Genomic DNA, 17,514 nt, shown 5'->3' on the forward strand with positions numbered 1-17,514 from the left:
TCACGTTTTCGAGCGCCGGTACTTCTCGAGAATCGTCTCTCCCGAGGACGCGCCGATCCGCTCGGCCCCTGCCTCAAACAGTTTCTCTGCCCGCTCCCATGTGTCGATCCCGCCGGCGGCCTTGACAGGTAGATACGTCGAGAGCAACTCGACGTCGTCGGTCGTCGCTCCGCCGTCGGCAAAGCCCGTCGCAGTCTTGAGATAGGCGGCGTCGGCCTCGGCTGCGAGGCGGGCAGCACGGTGTTTTTCGTCATCGGCGAGCAGCGGCGCCTCGACGATGACTTTGACTGGGCGAGTCGTCGCCGCGACGACTTCCGCGATGTCCCAGCGGAACGTTTCGTCTTCGCCCGCCCGCAGAAGCCCGAGGTTCGCAACCATATCGAGTTCGTCGGCTCCGGCCTCGACGAGCGCCGCAGCCTCCTCGGTTTTGATCGCACTCGTGTGCTGTCCGTGCGGGAACCCGACGACCGTCGTCACTGCGACGCTCGAGGCATACTCGGCGGCCATCGACACGTAGCATGGCGGGACACAGGCGCGCATGCCGGTCTCGATGGCGACGTCGAGCACCGCCCGAACGTCCGCAGGCGTCGTCGTCGGCCCCAGGACCGTGTGTTCGATCCGCGCGGCGATGTCGTCCATACCGGCTGGACGGCGGCCAGCGCCAAAAGCGCATCTCCGGACCGCTATCCTTTCGGTCGTGGCGAACGGCCACATCGGTATGGCACTCCTTCCGAGCGGGCTCGTCGTGCCGCCGCTCCCGCACCTCGTGGTGCTGCTAATCGGAACCGCAACAGTGACTGCGTTCCTGCTCGCGCTCGAGCCGCGGGTCACACAGGGCCACGTGCTGGCGTTCACGCCGTGGATGATCATGGGCGCGAGCGCGCACGCGCTCCACCAGATCGACCCGGGCATGTACCCGGCCTGGGCCGAGCCGCTGTTCGGCGCCCCGGCTGTCTACGTGACGACGTTCATCGCGCTCGGGGTCGTCTGGGCGATCTTTGCGTTCCGGGCCAGTCTGCGCCCCCACAAAGACCGGGTCGCGCGTGATCTCGGCGTGACGGGTGCAGTCGTATTGCTCGGACTGGTCGTCTTCGCGAGCCAGCAGGACACGCTTGCCGGTGCCGAACCAGTCTGGTCGGCCGCGGGCATCGTCATCACGGTCCCAATAACCCTCGGGATCTACTTCGGGATGGCCTATCTCACGACCGACGTCGTCGCCAAGACGCGACTCGTCGGCGGGCTCGTGGTCTTCGCGCACGCCCTGGACGGGATTACGACCGCTATCGGGATCGACGTGCTCGGAACGGCAGAACGCTCGCCGCTCCCCCGGACGATCATGGACATCGCCGGCGAATTGCCGATCTCCGGGGCGGTCGGCGTCGGCTGGCTGTTCGTCGTCGTCAAGCTCGCGCTCGCGGTCGTCATCGTCTACGCCTTCGCCGACTATCTCGAGGCCGAACCCGTCCGCGGGAACCTCGCGTTCGCTGTCATCGTCGCGCTCGGTCTCGGACCGGCTATCAACAACGTCGTGATCTTTGCACTCCACAGCGAGGCGACGCTCGCCGCTATCGCTGGCTGATACCCCGACGGCACTGTTTTTTCGATACTCGGGCTGAACATCAGTCAGGCATACGCGAGTCGGCAGGACGACCGTCCGATCGAAAGGAATCGTAGCCGACTCCACGCAGTGTATTGTGGCCGCGTCACAGGTTGGCCCTGTGTCGAACGGGACGCCGCAACCGGGCGTGGATGTCCGGCAGGCACGGTCGTCATCTGGACGTCACGAACGTGTAGGAAGTGCCCCGCGTTCGGGAAGGGGAAGCCAATAGACGAGTATCGGGACGTATTCTGCACAGTGGCTGAGACGGATCTCGAAGCTCCCGTATCGGCTCCTGTCATCAGCTACCAGAGGGTGACTGATACGGAGTGCCGTGACGACTTGCAGCTCCGGCCGCATGTCGGTCTGGAGAATCGAACGACTGGACTCGGTATCTTTCGGGTAAGACTGCTGTTCCGTCGTTGATCGAGACCGCGAGGAGTGCTGCAGCTATGTGGTGCGAAAAAATAAAAAACGTCAGGAGTCGGCGAAGGCCGACTTAGTTGTTGCGGCGGACGGCGAGCAGCGCAGCACCGAGCAGCGCGACGAGCGCGACGGCGATACCGAAGCCGGGTCCGCCACCATCACCTTCTTCGGTGGTGGTGGTCTCCGTCGGCGTGTCCGTCGGCGTGTCCGTCGGCGTGTCCGTCGGCGTGTCCGTCGGCGTGTCCGTCGGCGTGTCCGTCGGCGTGTCCGTCGGGCCGGGCACTCTGACAGTCGCACTATCAGTCACCGGGTTGCCGTCAGCGTCGGTGTACGGAGCGTCGGCGTCCGGGAAGTCGTAGGCCTGGTTGTCGTTGTCGTCCAGGTGCGGCATGGCCGTGACCTGGTTGTCACCGGCAGACAGCGACGTGTCGAGGAGGACCTCGACGTTGTCGACCGTGCCAGGCTCGAAGTAGTCGGAGTGACCGATGACGTTGCCGTCAGCGTCGTGGATCACGATGAAGCCACCTTCGGGCAGGTAGGCCTCACGGACCGTGACTACGTCGCCGGATTCACTCTGCTGGCTGCGGAAGTCGACCGTAGCGACGGGCGGCTCCTGCAGCGTGTAGGTGACCTCGTCACCGTTGATCGAAGCGGTGATCTGGTCACCGGCGCTCAGATCGCTGAGATCGAACGCAGCGCTGAAGCTGCCGTCGTCCTGCACGGTCGCGTCAACAGTGTCGACCAGACCCGGACCGGAGACTTCGATGGTGTAGGTCGTGCCGGCGTCCTCGGAGGTGGTGCCGGAGATGACCTGCTCTTCAGCGGCGAAGAGCTCGAGGTCTTCGTCGAGCTGTGCCGGTGCGCTGACCTGCAAGCTCTCCGTGATAGGCTGGTAACCGGCCGGTCGCGTCGTCAGCGAGTACTCGCCGAGCGACGCGCCCGCCGGAATCGGAATCGAGACCATGCCGTTCTCGTCAGAGGTCTCGGATTCGATCACGTTGCCGTTGGGGTCCTCGAGGGACACCTCGGCGAAGCTGATCGGGTCGTCCGTCGCCGCGGCGGTCACGGTGACGTTGACCGAGCCACCGGGCGTGGCGGTCTCGGAGGCGAGGCCGAGGTCGACCTGCTTGTTCGAGCGCAGGACGTCGAAGACGATGTCATCGCCTTCGATGGTCTTGGTGACCGGGCCGGAAGCGTCGCCGCTGAGCAGCTCGATGATGCCTTCACCGGTACCCGTCGGGGTCACGGTGAGGTACCCGACCTGACCCTGTTCGTAGGGGATGTTCGGGTACGGAGCATCGTTGTCCGTCACCAGCACGCTCGCGTCTTCCATTTCGGTGAACGTGTTGATGGTGTTCTCGTTGACCGGGTCAGAGGACGTGTTGATCGCGAAGTTGAGGCGCTGGACTGGCAGGTCGTTCTGATCTGCCGGGAAGGCCTCGACTCGGATCGTCTGGGTCACGTCGTTGGCCAGGATCAGGTTGCTCGTGTCCTCGTCTCGCGGGAGCAGGGCACCGGACTGGTCGTAGACCTGGACACGCGGGAGCTGACCTTCAGGCGTGTCGTACCATTCGGCCGTCGGCCCGTCAGCGTCGCCGGTATCGAATCCGCTCTCGCTCGTGTATGCGGACAGGTTGAATTTCGGAACGAACTCGCCGTTGTCGTCCGCGTCAGTCGGGTTGACGTCGAACGTGACGAGACCGCTCTCGTTGTTCAGCTGGACCTTCGAACCGTCCGCATCATTGCCCAGCGTGTCGTGGAACACGACCTCGGCGGCACCGACGCTACCGTCGATGTAGCCGAGCTGTGAGTCGTCGAGCATGGTCCCGTTGATCGGGGTGCCGAGTGCGTCAGTGACCTGACCCTCGACTCGGTACCATCGGTCGTCGCTGATGGTCATCGTGTCCACGCCTTCGAGGGACGTGAAGTTGTCTTCAACCGTGTTTTCGACAGCGAACGTCTCGTACGTCGTCTCGTTGACGTTGGTGCCGAGGATCGTGGTGTCGATGCTGGGGTTCGCAGCGTGGAAGACGCCTTCGTCGTCAGCCGTCTTGTACGACGCGTCGGGCGTCGTGATCTGGAGCTGGAAGGCGTCGGCATCGCGGTCGCTGTTGTTGGTGAAGCCGAAGGCTTCGTCAGCATCCGCGCCGTCAGTCTCGGTGCTGACGTAGCTGCTGTTCTGGATGTCGTCGATCACGTAGGTGCCGTTCGCGGGATCGCTAGCGTCCACGTCGAAGTGGACCTTGTGCGTGCCCGGCGAGTCGTCTTGGGTGGCACCGACGATGCCGACGAAGGGTTCGCCGTCGAGTTCGGCATCAGCGAGGTCGTTCAGATCGACCTCTTCACCGGCGATACCTTCAGTCAGATCGACCGGCTCACCGCTCGCGTTGGTGAGCTCGAACGCGATCTGATCGTACTCGACACCCTTCGTGAGAGTGAAGACGTCACCGTCTTCAGTGGTCTTGAAGCCGCTGTAGTCGCTGGTGTTCTCCGGCAGGAACTCGACCTGCAGCGAGTCGTCAGCAGTGAGATCAACCGTGCGGACCGCAGCGCGGTCGACTTCCTGCTGTTCGAGCGCTTTGTCCTGCAGGTTCAGGTCAGCGTACTGGTACGCCGTAAAGGTCAGCTGCGAGATCTCGCTGGCGATGCCGGTCGTGCCAGCATTGTCGATCCCGCGCGGACCGAGCGTGATGTTCTCGAACTCGTACTCGCCGTCGTTGACGTTCGACGTCCGGGCGTCAGTCTCGGTGTCGAGATCGTAGCCCGTCTGGGTAAGGCGGACCAGACCGTTGTTGACCGGCGCAAAGTTGTCGTACGGCGCGTTGACAACTGCTGAGAGGTCCACATTCTGGTCACCGAGGATCGACTGCGTCGTCTCATTGTCGATGACGAACTCTTCGATCTGCAAGCCAGCAGCGTCGAGCGGAATCTCGACCGTGTCCTCACCAACGACGTTGACCTCGTGGACGATCTGCTCGTCGACCTCATCGGTCGAGGTCGGACGGATCAAGAACGCGTACTCGTCGCGGCTGTCACCATCAGCGAGGTCGACGTACTGAGCGTCAAGGACGTTGCCGTTCTGGGAGTCGACAGCAAGTTCGTCGTTGTCGTCAGCGTAGATCGTCGCGTTGATGCCAGCACCGCTGATATCCATGTCAGCGAACGTACCATCAACAGTTCCGTTCGGCTCGATGGCCGCGTTCGTCTCGTTACGGAGCTCGAAGGAGACCCGGTAGACGGTCATCCCCTCAAGGTCCTGTTCACCATCGTAGCCGAAGCGCTCGTTCGCGGAGTCGTTGACGCGGTTTTCGCCAGAGGTCTGAAGCGGCAGCACTTCAACGATGGCGGGTCCGTTAGCATCCTCTTCAAGGATGTCGATGTAAGTCGCCGACGAACTCTCATCAGCGAGAGCTTCGTTTTCGTACTGCGGATCCTCGACGGATTTGTCGACAACGTTCACCGGGTCGGCACCGCCGAGCGGAATCGGATCGCTGCCGAAGTAGTCCGGTTCTTCCGGCGAGTCAGCAGCATCGTGCGCTTCCTCGAGACCCTCGTAGTCGCCATCGGCCGTGTTTTCGAGTGTCGCGGTTACATCAGCATCCTGAGTCGGGGTTGCACTGAAGGATGCCTGGCCATTCTCATCTGTTTCGACGTGGAAGTAGAGAACGTCACCAGGATCTGCAGACCCGGGGTTCTCGTACACTATATCGGCAATGTTACCAGTGTCATCTCCATCCTGAGAGACATCACTGAACGGACCAGTAACGTTGATGTAACCTCTGACCTCACCCATATCGGTACCGGGATCGGTACTCTTCTGAGTGTTCAGCGCGAAGTCATCCTGGCTGTCGTTCAGCTGGATGCTGTACGTTTCCTCGAAGGTGGCGAGGTTTTCACCGTCTGCGGTGAACTCAAGATCGGCTTCCTGCGGCGCGACCGTGATGTCCTTGTAGCCGATGAAGCCGCCCTCGTCAGTGCCGAGGTTCCACGTACCAGCGTCGTTCATCGTGAGCGTGAACCCGAAGGAGCCGTCACCAGCAGAGTCGGAGGTCTTCTGGGACGAGCCAGCGGGTCCTCGAACGCGCAGGTTGTAGTCCGGAAGCGGACCATCAGCGTTCGAGATGTCGCCGCTCACGAAGACGGTCTGGCGGTAGTCTGGCTCTTCGACGACAGTACCGTCGACAGAGACATCACCGTTAACGTTGAGCCGGGTGTCGATCAGGGCGAACCCTTCGTTTCCGTCATCGCTGGGGTTGTTGCTGGTCCCCACGAAGACCGTGTAGCTCGGCTCAGCGGTAGCGCCATCGTCGGACGGGTAGTCGTTCAGGAAGTCGTTCTCCTCGTCGACTTCGTCGAACGTCCGCGTGATCTGGAATTCACCGTTGCCGGTGTCAGAGGACGTAACGACGCTGTAGTTAGCCGCTGCGGAGTTGTCGGTGTTAATGTCGTTGTCGTAGGCGAGCGTGTAGTTCAGATCGTAATCCACGAGCATCCCGGGATACTTCGAAATGTTCCCGCTGATCGTGGTCGTCTCGCCCTGGATGACCTCTTGAGAGTCCCCGTCGAGCTGGACGAGGTAATTGCTCGTATTGTATGTCTGCGAATACGTATTGTCACTGCTGTCGGTGATATTGACCCTGCTGGGACCGTCAAGGGTCTTACCGGCCTCTAGCGTGACGTTGATGGTTCCCGTGTTGCTATCGGCGTCGTTGGAACCACCATCCGTTACGGAGATCGTATTCACTGTTTCACCGTCGACAATATTTTCAACGGTGATCTGTTCGCCATCAGCGACGCTCACGTTCACCGTGAAGTCGTCGCCAACTGTGTCCTGGTTCGCGATGGTGTCGAACGAACTACTGTCCACGTTCGCAGCAGCACCACCGGTGAACGCAACACCCATCGCAAATGCCGATCCGACCATCAGCACTGCGAGGAATATCGCGCGCAGTTTCTCACCAGGTGTGGTATTATTACCTGTCATGTGTTAGTTGTCGTATCCTAAATCGTAGGATTCGTTTTCACGCACGTTGGTGCGTGACCGCGATGCAGTTTCCGTTGGATATGTCATGCTGTGTACCAGCCTCAGTTCTTGCTACGTCAGATACAATCTGATGGCGTCGTTAAATACTTTGTGTCCTCGGGTGGCCCCCAATGACAAGATATCTATACCTGAAAAGAGGCTTTACTCTGTCTTAGAAACCCAAATACTGAAGCCGTTTTCCCGATATCGATCGCCACCCAAATTCGCAATATATGACAAGGTATGGACTGACAGTTTCGCGCCGCGTCAGACGTCCGAGTGACACGGTACCAACCAACGATGGAGGGCAGTAAAAGGTGCTCAAACACCCGTTTTAGAGGGGCTCGCCCTCCACTGCGCGAGCACGCGCGACCGCACAAAGACTATTTCTTTTTCGTCGGTCTATTTGTGTTCTCGTCGGTCACGCGATCTGCTTTCCGTCGACGGCACGGTGGCTCGCCAGTCCAGGATTCGTCGTACACCTCCCATTCCGGACGCGGCGTCGACTTCTGAATTTCTGACGACCTTTGCTCAGAAGTTCTCGAAAGAGCAGAAGGATGACTGCTTCGACGGTGTCACTCTTCCGTCAGGGAGATTCTCCGAGATCGATTCGATCAAATGAGTCGAAAGTAATGATCGCTCCAGATCTCCCTATGCCTCACGGCCCGCTTCGCCCACCGTTCGCGTTCTTGGAGACTGCTCCCTATTCCTCACGGGTCACTCCGTTCCCCGCTCCTACTTCGAGGCCCCTCGCTTCGCTCGGCGTCTCGCTACTCCTCCGCGGTTCCTGACGTCGCCGCGCCGGTCTCGGAGAACCCCTCGCTTCGCTCGGCGTCTCCCTACTCGCGGATCACTCCGTTTCCCGCTCGTCCTTTCGGAGACTCTTCGCTACGCTCAGAGTCTCCCTATTCCTCGCGGGTCGTTTTACTCCCCGCTCGCTACTTCGAGGCCCCTCGCTTCGCTCGGCGCCTCGCTACTCCTCCGCGGTTCCTGACGTCACCGCGTCGGTCTCGGAGATTCTCGCTCCCTGCGGTCGCTCTGAATCTCCCTACTCCTCGCGGGTCGTTTCACTCCCCGCTCGTCTTTTCGGAGACCCCTCGCTTCGCTCGGCGTCTCCCTACTCTTCGGCGAGTTCGAGCACATCGTCGAAGAAGCTCAGCGAATCGTGCGGCCCGGGATTCGCCTCGGGGTGATACTGCCGGGTGATGATCCCCAGCTCGTCGTTCTCCAGGCCCTCGGGCGTGTCGTCGTTGACGTTGATCTGGGTCACGTCGAGGTCGTCGCCGGGATCGGCCACGGTGTAGCCGTGGTTCTGCGTCGTCATCACGACCTGGTCGGTCCGCAGGTCGCGGACCGGCTGGTTGACGCCACGGTGGCCGAACTCCATCTTCTCGGTCTCGCCGCCCAGCGCGTTGGCGACGACCTGCTGGCCCAGACAGATCCCCGCGATCGGCACCTCGCCGACGTACGTGTCGACGACCTCACCGGCCCGCTCGAAGTTCTCGGGATCGCCCGGCCCGTTCGAGATGAAAAGCAGGTCCGGGTCGACCGACTCGATGTCGTCCTCGGTGGCGTCGTATGGCAGGACGTGCACCTCGGCGTCGCGCTCGACCAGCGAATCGATGATCGAGCCCTTTGCGCCGCAGTCGACCAGTGCGACCGTCGCGCCGTCGCCACCCTCGTTGTAGACGATCTCCTCGGAGACGCTGACCTGCGCGACGATGTCAGTGTGCTCGGACATGTGCTTGCACTGATGGAGCTGTTCGAGGGCGTCCGCCTCGGTCGCGTCCGGGCCGGCGGCGATCCCGCACTTCATCGCCCCCTCGTCGCGGATCTCGGTCACGATGTCCCGCGTGTCGAGGTGATCGACGGCCGGCACGCCCTCACCTTCGAGCCACTCGGCGACGTCGTCGGTCAACTCGCGGGCGACGACGGCGTTGGGCTGGACCCGATCGGACTCGAAGCGCTCCTCCCGGACGCCGTAATTGCCGATCAGCGGGTACGAGAAGGTCAGGATCTGCTCCTCGTAGGAGGGGTCGGTCAGACTCTCCTCGTATCCGGTGTAGGCGGTCGTGAACACCAGCTCTCCGTTGGCTGTCCCGGGGGCGCGTGCACGGGCCTCGACGATGCGTTCTCCTTCGAGCGCCAGGTAGGCGTCGGTCATTACGAGATGCGTATGAAAGACCGGCAGATAAGCGTTGCTTTCGAAGCTCCGTTACGAAATTCGTAATACTCAAGTGACGACCCCGGGAAGATACACACCTCGATGGACGAACTGGACCGGGAGATCCTCGGGATTCTCCGAGAGGACGCCCGGACACCCTACACAGAGATCGCGGACGACGTGGGAACCTCGGAGGGGACCGTCCGCAACCGGGTCGAGCAGTTGGTCGAGGACGGCGTGATCGAGCGCTTCACCGTCGCGACCCGGACGGGCAATATCAAGGCGATGATCGAGCTCCGCGTGGACGTCAACGTCGACACCAGCGAGGTCAGCGAGCGCCTCGCGGAGTGGCACGAGGTGGACTTCGTCTGGCAGGTCGGTGGCGAAGAGGACATCGTGCTCGTCGTCGACTGTGCCGACACCGCCGGCGTGAACGACCTCATCAGACGGGCCCGGGAGTTGGAGGAAGTAGTGAATACGAAGACGAGGTTAATCCTCGACGAGCGCGTTGGGTGAGTAGCGGGACGCCGAACGCAGTGAGGAGTCCCGAAACAGCGAGCGGTGACACAGGGAACCGCGAGCAGGGAGATTCGGAGCGACCGGTGGGAGCGAGAATCTCGAAAAGAGCGAGCCCCGACCAGGGGGACTGGACGCACTGCTCGACGCTGTCGAGGGCGAACGCCCCGGGATCGATCCGAGCGGCTACCGGGACGAACTCCTCGGTCTGATCCGAGCAGTACAGTGATCCGGCTGCTCAATCGCGGGACTGAGCCCGGGAGAAGACAGTCACGGCGACGGCCACGACGAGCGCGACGCCGACGAGCGTCGCGAGGTCGATCCGCGATCCCAGGCCGGCGAAGTCGACGTATGCGACGGCCAGCAGGGCCACGACCGTGAGCCCGAATCCAGCCATCCCATCGAGGAAGCTCCGGGCTGTTGGTCCGAAACGCCCGTAGCGCCGGCCGGCCAGCGACACAGCTCCAGCCCCTGCCAGGAGCCCGACCGGCAGGCCGATGATCGCCGAGAACTCGTAGGGGAGTGCCTCGATCAGAAAGACTGCAACCAGGAGCGCGACTGTGATGCCCGCGCCGAGTGCGGCCAGCGTCGTTCGGATGCGCATCAAGCACAGTTCGTCGAGCACTGCCGTATATCTAGGGCAAAAACAATCTATTTTATTACAGTTGCGAGTGAACGCCGGAAGTATGCGGCGACAGGAAGCGGTCAGAGGGGGTATCGTACTGTTGCTAACGATCGCAGTTGTCACCGGGACGTTCTCCGGAGTCGCGGCAGCCGAGACGCGCAGTGGCGGCACCATCGTCGTCGAAGACGGCGAGACCGTCGACGGGCTGTCAGCGTTCGGTGGGACGATCATCGTCCGCGGGACGGTCGACGGGAACCTCGACGGGGCCGCTGGATCGGTCGTGATCGAGGAGTCGGGCGTGGTCACCGGTGACGTCTCGACGGCCGCCGGAAGCCTCACGATCGCCGGCGAAGTGAACGGCGACGTCGACGTGGGCACGGGCTCGTTCTCGCTTGCGCGGACCGGCGTGATCAACGGGAGCCTGAACGTCGGTTCCGGATCGATACTTATCGCAGGGACGGTCGGCGGTGACGCGAAGCTCGGAGCGGATTCGGTCCGGCTGGCAGAGACGGCAAACGTCGGTGGAGACGTCAGATACGCCGCGGACGCGACGTTCACGAACGACGGAGCCACGGTCGGCGGATCGATCATCGCCGATTCCAGTCTCGGAACGGGCGGGTTCGACCTGCCGGACGTGCCGGGCTGGCTGTTCACCGGCTACGCGATCCTCGTCAATCTCGTGCTCGGGGCGGCCCTGCTCGCGGTACTGCCCGGCTTCTCCCGGCGTATCGACGAGACGGTCAGCGACGAGCCGGCGAAATCGGCAGGTGTCGGCGTCCTCGCGATGCTGGGGATCCCGATCGGACTCGTGTTGCTCGCGGTCACGATCATCGGCATTCCGCTGACAATCGCGGGGTTCGTCGCGTTCGCGCTGCTGGCGTGGGTGGCGCTGTTGTACGGCCGGATCGCGGTCGCCGCGTGGGCACTCCGCCAGGCCGACGTCGACAACCGGTGGCTGGCGCTCGTCGTCGGTATCGTCGGCTTCGGGCTCCTCGGCCGAATCCCGATCCTGGGCGGATTGATCAGTCTCGCGACGTTCCTGCTCGGGCTCGGCGCGATCGCGCTCGTGCTGGTCGAGCTCCGGCGCGGAAGCGGCGACAGTGAGGAACCCGAGCCAGCAGTCGAGTCACCGATGGAGACCGACGAGAGCGACGCCGGCGCGATCTGATCGAGACCGGAATCACCGGCGAGACCGTCGGGGCGTGTTGACATGCGACGATGCGGCTTTATCATGTTACTCGTCGTACACGTAGTATGGCATCGTTCCTGATAGCATACGGAACCAGCGAGGGACAGACAGCGAAGGTCGCCGAACGGATCGCCGAGACGATCGGCGAGCGCGGGCACGACGCAACGACACTGGACGTTTCCGGCGGGGGTGAACACGACGTGGCGGCGTTCGACGCCGTACTGGTCGGGTCGTCGATCCACGTCGGCAAACACCAGCCGGCCGTCGCCGAGTTCGTCACGGATCACGGAGCAGCGCTGTCAGAGCGACCGACCGGGTTCTTCCAGGTGTCGCTGTCCTCGGCGACCGACGACGAGGAACGGCGAGCCGAGGCCGCGTCGTATGCCGACACGTTCGTCGAAGAGACCGGGTTCGAGCCGGACCGGATCGGCCTGTTCGGCGGCGCGTTGCGCTACTCGAAGTACGGCTTCCTCAAGCGGATGATGCTCAAGCGAATCGCGGCGGAAGCGACCGGAGACACCGACACCTCGCAGGACTACGAATATACCGACTGGCCGGAGGTCGAGGCGTTCGCGGACGATTTCGCAGCGTTCGTCGAGGGACGAACCGGGGCGACCGCGCCCGACAAGTGAGCTCGACACTGCCGGAAGAGGTCACTCCGCAGAATCGACCGGTGACGAGAGTACCGCGGTCCCGTCTTCTGATTCGAGAGTAACGTCGTAACCGAACTCCGAGAGCAGCGAGCGGTGGGTCCGAACGTGGTCGGTGACCGCCGGACAACCGACGCGACCGCCGGCGAGCGCGAGAAACACCAGTAGCTGGTCGGCCATGTGTCGGTCGACGGCCGCGTCGGTCTCGCGGAACCGCTCGAAGTCCTCGAGTGCCAGATCGGCCACGGTCTCGGAGGGGCGGCCGGGCTCGCCGAGCGCGTCGAAGCCGGCGAGCGTCCGGTCGTAGCGTGCCCGGATCACGAGCGACGACCCCGTCGAACCGGTCTCGACGTACCTGACTGTTCGCTCCCCGGGCGGGAGAGCGGCCGCGTCGAGTCGTTCGAAGACGCGATCGGCCTGGCGATCCGCCACGTCGCTGTCTTCGAGATCCGCCGAGGCCGTCGAGTAGACGTCGACCGCCCGCAGCGAGCCACGCGCGTCGAGTTCGATCGGCGACAGCGACGACGGCGACAGCCGGAGCGTCACCTCTCCGCCACCCTTCGGATAGAACCCGATCCGGCCGACCTCGAGTTCGGCGTCCAGCCCGAACCGGGCGAGCAACGGGAGTTTGACGTGCCGGAGATATGCCACGGGCGGCGACCACTTGACGTCAGTTCCCCCAGTCGCCGTCACCGTGAGCGGGTCGTCGATCACGGTCGCCAGTGGCAGGACGGCATCGAGCAGGAGCGTCACGCTCCCGGCGGTCTCGATCTCGACCGACAGCGCGTGCCGGCGCGTCTCGCCAGGCTCGAAGACGAGCGCCTCCGATCCGAGGGACGCTCCCTCGAGGTCGGCGTCGCAGTACTCGGCGAGCAACTCGACCGCCGCGAGGTGCTGGGGCTTGAGTCCGGGTTCCGGCCGCGAGCCACGGATCGACTCGACCCGGACCGACGTGTCGGTAATCACCGCGAGCGAGAGGCTCGTCCGCAGGAGCTGTCCCCCACCGTCCGAGCCGTCGATCGTGAGCATATCCGTAGCTATCGGGGGCCAGGGTGAAAGGATTCGCTGACCGCGGACACGCTCGAAAGCGCATGTCGCGCGCCTCCGCACGTGCCAGCGTCTCAGAAGATTTATTATATTGCTGTGAGATGAGCGGAGAAATGACGGTTCGAGTCTTCGAAATCGCCGAAGCCGACCGCCGGATACAGAACCCGTTTTCCCGGGAGAAGCTGTCGCTCCTGGCCGACGTCTGTGACGTCTCCGAGGGGACGACGATGCTCGACCTCGCCTGTGGCAAAGGAGAGCTACTCTGCCAGTGGGCAGCCCAGCACGGCGTCTCGGGAACGGGGGTCGACGTACACGACGCGTTCGTCTCTGACGCGCGTGACCGGGCCACGGAGCTCGACGTGGCCGAGCAACTCACGTTCATCGAGGCGGACGCGTCCGAGTACGAGGTTGCCGACCACGAGGTGGACGTGGCGAGTTGCCTCGGCGCGTCGTGGATCGGAGGTGGCTTCCAGGGGACACTGCAGTTGCTCTCGAGGGCCACGAGAGACGAATCGAGTCTCGTCCTCGTCGGAGAGCCCTACTGGCGTGAAGAGCCGCCACCCGGAGCAGTGGAGGCCTGCGCTGACGGCGACAGCGAACGGTTCGGAACGCTGGCGACGCTGCAGCAGCGAGCCGAGGACGTGGGGTTCGAACTCGTCGAGATGGTCCTCGCGAACGCGGACACGTGGGACAGATACGAAGCGACGCAGTGGAAAACGGTCTCGGACTGGCTCCGGGAGCATCCCGACGACCCCGACGCCGACGCCGTTCGAGAACACCGGGACGACAGCCGCCGCAACTACCTCGAATACGGGCGGCGCTACTTCGGCTGGGGAGTGTTCGTATTCCGCGAAAAACGAGACTGAGACGGATTATTGTCCGTCTGTTCCGCATCGACCGCGGGGCGGTCGGAGCGGTAAATCGGTACGATAATCCGTATGAGATCGTCGTAGCAGTCCCTAGAGATCGGCCCGACTGTACCGACGGTAGCCGATTGCGGCGGGCACGATAGCCCACAGCGCCAGGACGATCAGGCTGAACCAGTTCGAGAGGAACCACGCGCCACCGCCGGTCATGGAGTTCCCGAGAACGCCAGCGACGGCGTTCATGTAGGCCGCGCTCGGCGGCAGACTGGCCAGAGCAGCGACGAGGTCAGGCATCGCACTGAGGTCGTTCGTGAACAGTCCGTCGGGGACCTGGAAGCCGTTGAGGACGAACCAGGTACCGATGGTGACGAAGTCCCAGGCGAACTCAAGGATCACCAGCGCGAGGACGCTGATCGTCGCGGCACGGGTCGTCGAGGCCGTGCTGGCGGAGACGCCCACGAAGAAGGCGATGTACACCAGCACGAACAGCAGCGTCACGGCGACGAACAGGGCGTAATCGACCGGCGCGAACGAAACGTCCGCGGCGAAGATCACGGCCAGCATCGCGACGAGGCCGACCACGACGGGCACGGCCAGCACGAGGGTGCGGCCCAGGATTTTCCCGACAAGGACGTCACGCCGGGAGTTCGGCAGGCCCAGCAGGAGCTTGCCGGAGCCGGACTCGGTCTCGCCGGCGACGGACTTGTAGGCTATCACCAGCGACGCGACGGCCACGAACAGCGCGATCGGCGACGCCAGAAAGCCCAGCAGCCCGATCGAATCGAGTTCTGAACCGCTCGATATCTCCGGAACGAATGCGTAGAGACTGGCGAACAGCACCGCCAGCAGCAGAAACACTGCCGAGAGCGCCCACAGCGAGCGAGAGCGTCGCGCGTCGGCGAAGTCCTTGCGAGCGACGACAGCCCAGGTCATCGCGCTACCTCCGCGGGGTTCGCGGCGTCGTCTGTCTCATCGGGGTGCTCGGTCGCTGCTTCGTCGTCCAGTTCCGCGGCTGTCTCGTCGGTGTCCGCAACGGTCGTGAACGTCGCGAACAGCTCTTCCAGGCTGGTCTCGCTAGTCCTGAAGTCGAGCATTTCGGCGCCGGCGGACTCGATCGCGTCAAGAATCGCCGTCTTCGAGCCGGCCCCCATCGTGACGGTGATGGTACGGTCGGTCGCGGCCACGCCCTGGACGCCATCGAGGGCGTCTAACGCGTCCAGCGCCGCATCCGGAACGGCGTCGACGGTGATCGTCAACTCGGTCGCGGAGCCGGCGCTCTCGCGAAGTCCGGCGATGGTGTCGACGGTGACGATCTTCCCCTCGTTGAGGATCGCGACGCGATCACAGATCGCCTCGACCTGTTCGAGGATGTGACTGGAGAAGAACACCGTCGCCCCGCGTTCGGCCTCTTCGCGGATGAGTCGGCGCATCTCGCGCGCACCGTTGGGGTCCAGCCCGGTCGACGGTTCGTCGAGGATCAGCAGGTCGGGTTCGCCGACCAGCGCCATCGCGAGGACGAGCCGCTGGCGCATCCCCTTGGAGTAGCCGCCGGCCTTCCGGTCGGCGGCATCGGCGATCCCGACGCGTTCGAGCAGGGCCATCGGATCGTCGTCGGTCCTCTTGGAGTCGATCGCGAACTGGACGTGCTGGCGACCGGTCAACCGGTCGTAGACGCGGTAGGCGTCCGGCAGCACGCCGACGCGACGCCGGATCTCCAGACTCTCCGCCTGGGCGTCCATGCCGAGGACGCGCGCGGAGCCGGCCGTCGGGCGAACGAAGTCCAGCAAGGTGTCGATAGTCGTCGACTTGCCGGCCCCGTTGGGCCCGAGGAACCCGAAAATCTCGCCCTCTTCGACGGTGAGGTCGACGCCGTCGAGCGCGACCACGTCGCCGAAGTGCTTGGTCAAACCTGTGAGTTCAATAGCAGATCTCATACCATAGAGACTACTTGTTAGTATATAAATGCATACTGAGTGATGATATCACGGATGGGATTTCCGAGTTCCAGCGCGCAATCGGTTTCGGGATGCGGGCCGACCCCAGCCGGATGGGATGCGGGCCGATCACTACCCCGGCTCGCAGGGCCGACCGACGCCCCGGCAGAGTGCCGGGATCCGAGACGGCTGTCCCTAGTTCGTCGTCGTGACCTCGATCACGTCGCGATGATCGAGCTTCGTGTCAGCACCGACCTGCCGGCCCGAGCGGACGTCGTGAGCGTGGAGAAACCCGTCGCCGATGTCAGTGTGGAGGAAATACGCGAAGTCCTCGGCGGTCGAGCCGTCCGGGAGGACGAAACAGTCCTGCAGGAACGTGCCATCGTCCTGCGGACTGCTCGCCCCCGGGAAGACCGCGATCGCACTGAGTTGCTCGAACAGCGCCGTCTCGAGGACTTCCTGGACGCCCGTGCCGCCGTAGGCGTCGACGAACTCCCGGATCCGTTCGAGCCCGGCGGCTTTCTCCTCGGGGAGGTCCGCAGTCACTTCGAAGTCCCCGTCGCCGGGCCGGTACTCGAGTACGCCCTGCTCGTCACCCCGTTTCAGCGCCTTCTCGGCGTGGGCCGAGACCGGAACGAACGTGAGATGCTCGTAGTCGGGATCGGACGTGACCCGCTCCCAATTGTCCTGTGCGGCCTCGGTGTCCATCTTGTTGGCCGCGATCACCATCGGTTTGGTCCGGATCCTGATCTCCCGGGCCAGCGCCTCTCGGTCGGCCTCGTCCCAGGCGTCGGGATCGAGGGCCAGATCCAGCGAGAGGATCACCTGCTTGACCTCGTCTTCGCTGATCCCGAACGCCGACAGCTGTTCGGCCAGATCGGCCTCGATCTCCCGTTCCGCGCCGTCATAGCCCGTGTGGTAGCGATCGATCCCCTTCTCCAGGACGTCGAGATACCACATGTCGAGTTCGTTTTCCAGGAAGTCGATGTCCTCCCGTGGATCGTGATCGTCGGTCGGCTCGCCTTCGAGGTCAGTCTCGCCGGTGAAATCGACGACGTGGACGAGCACGTCGGTCTCGTTCAGGTCCGAGAGGAACTGATTGCCCAGCCCCTTCCCCTCGTGGGCACCGGGGACGAGTCCGGCCACGTCGACCAGTTTCGTCGGGACGAACCGAACCCCGTCGGCACAGTAGCCGTGGTTTGGCGTGCAGGTGTGGCCGAACTCCGGGGCGGCACACTCGACGCGGACGTACGCCTCACCCACCGAGGGGTCGATCGTCGTGAAGGGATAGGCCCCTTCGGGAACGTCGTTCATCGTCGCGGCGTTGAAGAACGTGGACTTGCCCACCGAGGGCTTGCCCACGAGACCGATCCGATAGCTCATTGGCGAACCAGAGTCGAATCCGAGAGTAAAACGTTCGGAAACGATCGCTCAGCGAGTGTAAGTCCCACACACGGGATGAGATCTCGCGCAAAGA

General features: G+C 63.5%; 13 protein-coding genes. 5 read left to right on the forward strand and 8 right to left on the reverse strand.

All coding sequences use genetic code 11. The features are described 5' to 3' along the window. The gene (gene deoC, locus OB916_RS11420; protein WP_315909425.1) at positions 1-639 is read right to left on the reverse strand and encodes a deoxyribose-phosphate aldolase; all 639 of its coding nucleotides are present in this window, start codon (positions 637-639) and stop codon (positions 1-3) included. Between the two features lie 79 nt (positions 640-718). Here deoC and OB916_RS11425 point away from each other — a divergent pair, with 79 nt between their 5' ends. Further along, complete coding sequence (locus OB916_RS11425; RefSeq protein WP_315909426.1) at positions 719-1,579, forward strand: DUF63 family protein; 861 nt, start codon at positions 719-721, stop codon at positions 1,577-1,579. A gap of 517 nt (positions 1,580-2,096) precedes the next feature. On the opposite strand, the gene OB916_RS11430 is transcribed toward OB916_RS11425, so the two are convergent. After that, the gene (locus OB916_RS11430) at positions 2,097-7,007 is read right to left on the reverse strand and encodes a DUF7282 domain-containing protein (protein WP_315909427.1); all 4,911 of its coding nucleotides are present in this window, start codon (positions 7,005-7,007) and stop codon (positions 2,097-2,099) included. Positions 7,008-8,163: 1,156 nt separating this feature from the next. Next, a complete protein-coding gene (gene carA / locus OB916_RS11435; protein ID WP_315909428.1) occupies positions 8,164-9,210 on the reverse strand; it encodes a glutamine-hydrolyzing carbamoyl-phosphate synthase small subunit in 1,047 nt (348 codons plus the stop codon). A gap of 102 nt (positions 9,211-9,312) precedes the next feature. On the opposite strand from carA, the gene OB916_RS11440 reads away from it, so the two are divergent. After that, positions 9,313-9,726 carry an Lrp/AsnC family transcriptional regulator gene (locus OB916_RS11440; protein WP_315909429.1) on the forward strand — a complete coding sequence of 138 codons (414 nt, stop codon included), beginning with the start codon at positions 9,313-9,315 and terminating at the stop codon, positions 9,724-9,726. A 238-nt stretch (positions 9,727-9,964) separates the two neighbouring features. Here OB916_RS11440 and OB916_RS11445 read toward each other — a convergent pair whose 3' ends face one another. Continuing rightward, a complete protein-coding gene (locus tag OB916_RS11445) occupies positions 9,965-10,330 on the reverse strand; it encodes a hypothetical protein (protein WP_315909430.1) in 366 nt (121 codons plus the stop codon). Positions 10,331-10,412: 82 nt separating this feature from the next. Between OB916_RS11445 and OB916_RS11450 the strand changes: the two genes are divergently transcribed. Both OB916_RS11450 and OB916_RS11455 read left to right on the forward strand, forming a co-directional pair. Beyond that, on the forward strand, positions 10,413-11,519 hold the full coding sequence (locus tag OB916_RS11450) for a bactofilin family protein (protein ID WP_315909431.1): 1,107 nt from the start codon (positions 10,413-10,415) through the stop codon (positions 11,517-11,519). Positions 11,520-11,605: 86 nt separating this feature from the next. Beyond that, positions 11,606-12,172: a flavodoxin domain-containing protein gene (locus OB916_RS11455; protein ID WP_315909432.1), complete on the forward strand. Its 567-nt coding sequence runs from the start codon at positions 11,606-11,608 to the stop codon at positions 12,170-12,172. Positions 12,173-12,193: 21 nt separating this feature from the next. Here the strand turns inward: OB916_RS11455 and rtcA are convergent, their stop codons facing one another. Beyond that, on the reverse strand, positions 12,194-13,219 hold the full coding sequence (rtcA, locus tag OB916_RS11460) for an RNA 3'-terminal phosphate cyclase (protein WP_315909433.1): 1,026 nt from the start codon (positions 13,217-13,219) through the stop codon (positions 12,194-12,196). A 131-nt stretch (positions 13,220-13,350) separates the two neighbouring features. On the opposite strand from rtcA, the gene OB916_RS11465 reads away from it, so the two are divergent. Next, positions 13,351-14,103, forward strand: coding sequence for an SAM-dependent methyltransferase (locus tag OB916_RS11465; protein WP_315909434.1), 753 nt, complete (start codon positions 13,351-13,353; stop codon positions 14,101-14,103). 93 nt (positions 14,104-14,196) lie between these two features. Here OB916_RS11465 and OB916_RS11470 read toward each other — a convergent pair whose 3' ends face one another. The 3 genes from OB916_RS11470 to OB916_RS11480 form a co-directional block, all read right to left on the reverse strand. Further along, positions 14,197-15,036 (reverse strand): ABC transporter permease subunit, encoded by an 840-nt coding sequence (locus OB916_RS11470; protein ID WP_315909435.1) that lies wholly within the window; start codon positions 15,034-15,036, stop codon positions 14,197-14,199. Further along, the gene (locus OB916_RS11475; protein WP_315909436.1) at positions 15,033-16,037 is read right to left on the reverse strand and encodes an ABC transporter ATP-binding protein; all 1,005 of its coding nucleotides are present in this window, start codon (positions 16,035-16,037) and stop codon (positions 15,033-15,035) included. Before OB916_RS11475 ends, OB916_RS11470 begins: the two co-directional genes overlap by 4 nt. Positions 16,038-16,232: 195 nt before the next feature. After that, positions 16,233-17,420, reverse strand: a complete 1,188-nt coding sequence (locus tag OB916_RS11480; protein WP_315909437.1) for a redox-regulated ATPase YchF — start codon at positions 17,418-17,420, stop codon at positions 16,233-16,235. Positions 17,421-17,514 lie beyond the last annotated feature (94 nt).

Source organism: Halapricum hydrolyticum, assembly GCF_025517535.1.
Taxonomy (GTDB): domain Archaea; phylum Halobacteriota; class Halobacteria; order Halobacteriales; family Haloarculaceae; genus Halapricum; species Halapricum hydrolyticum.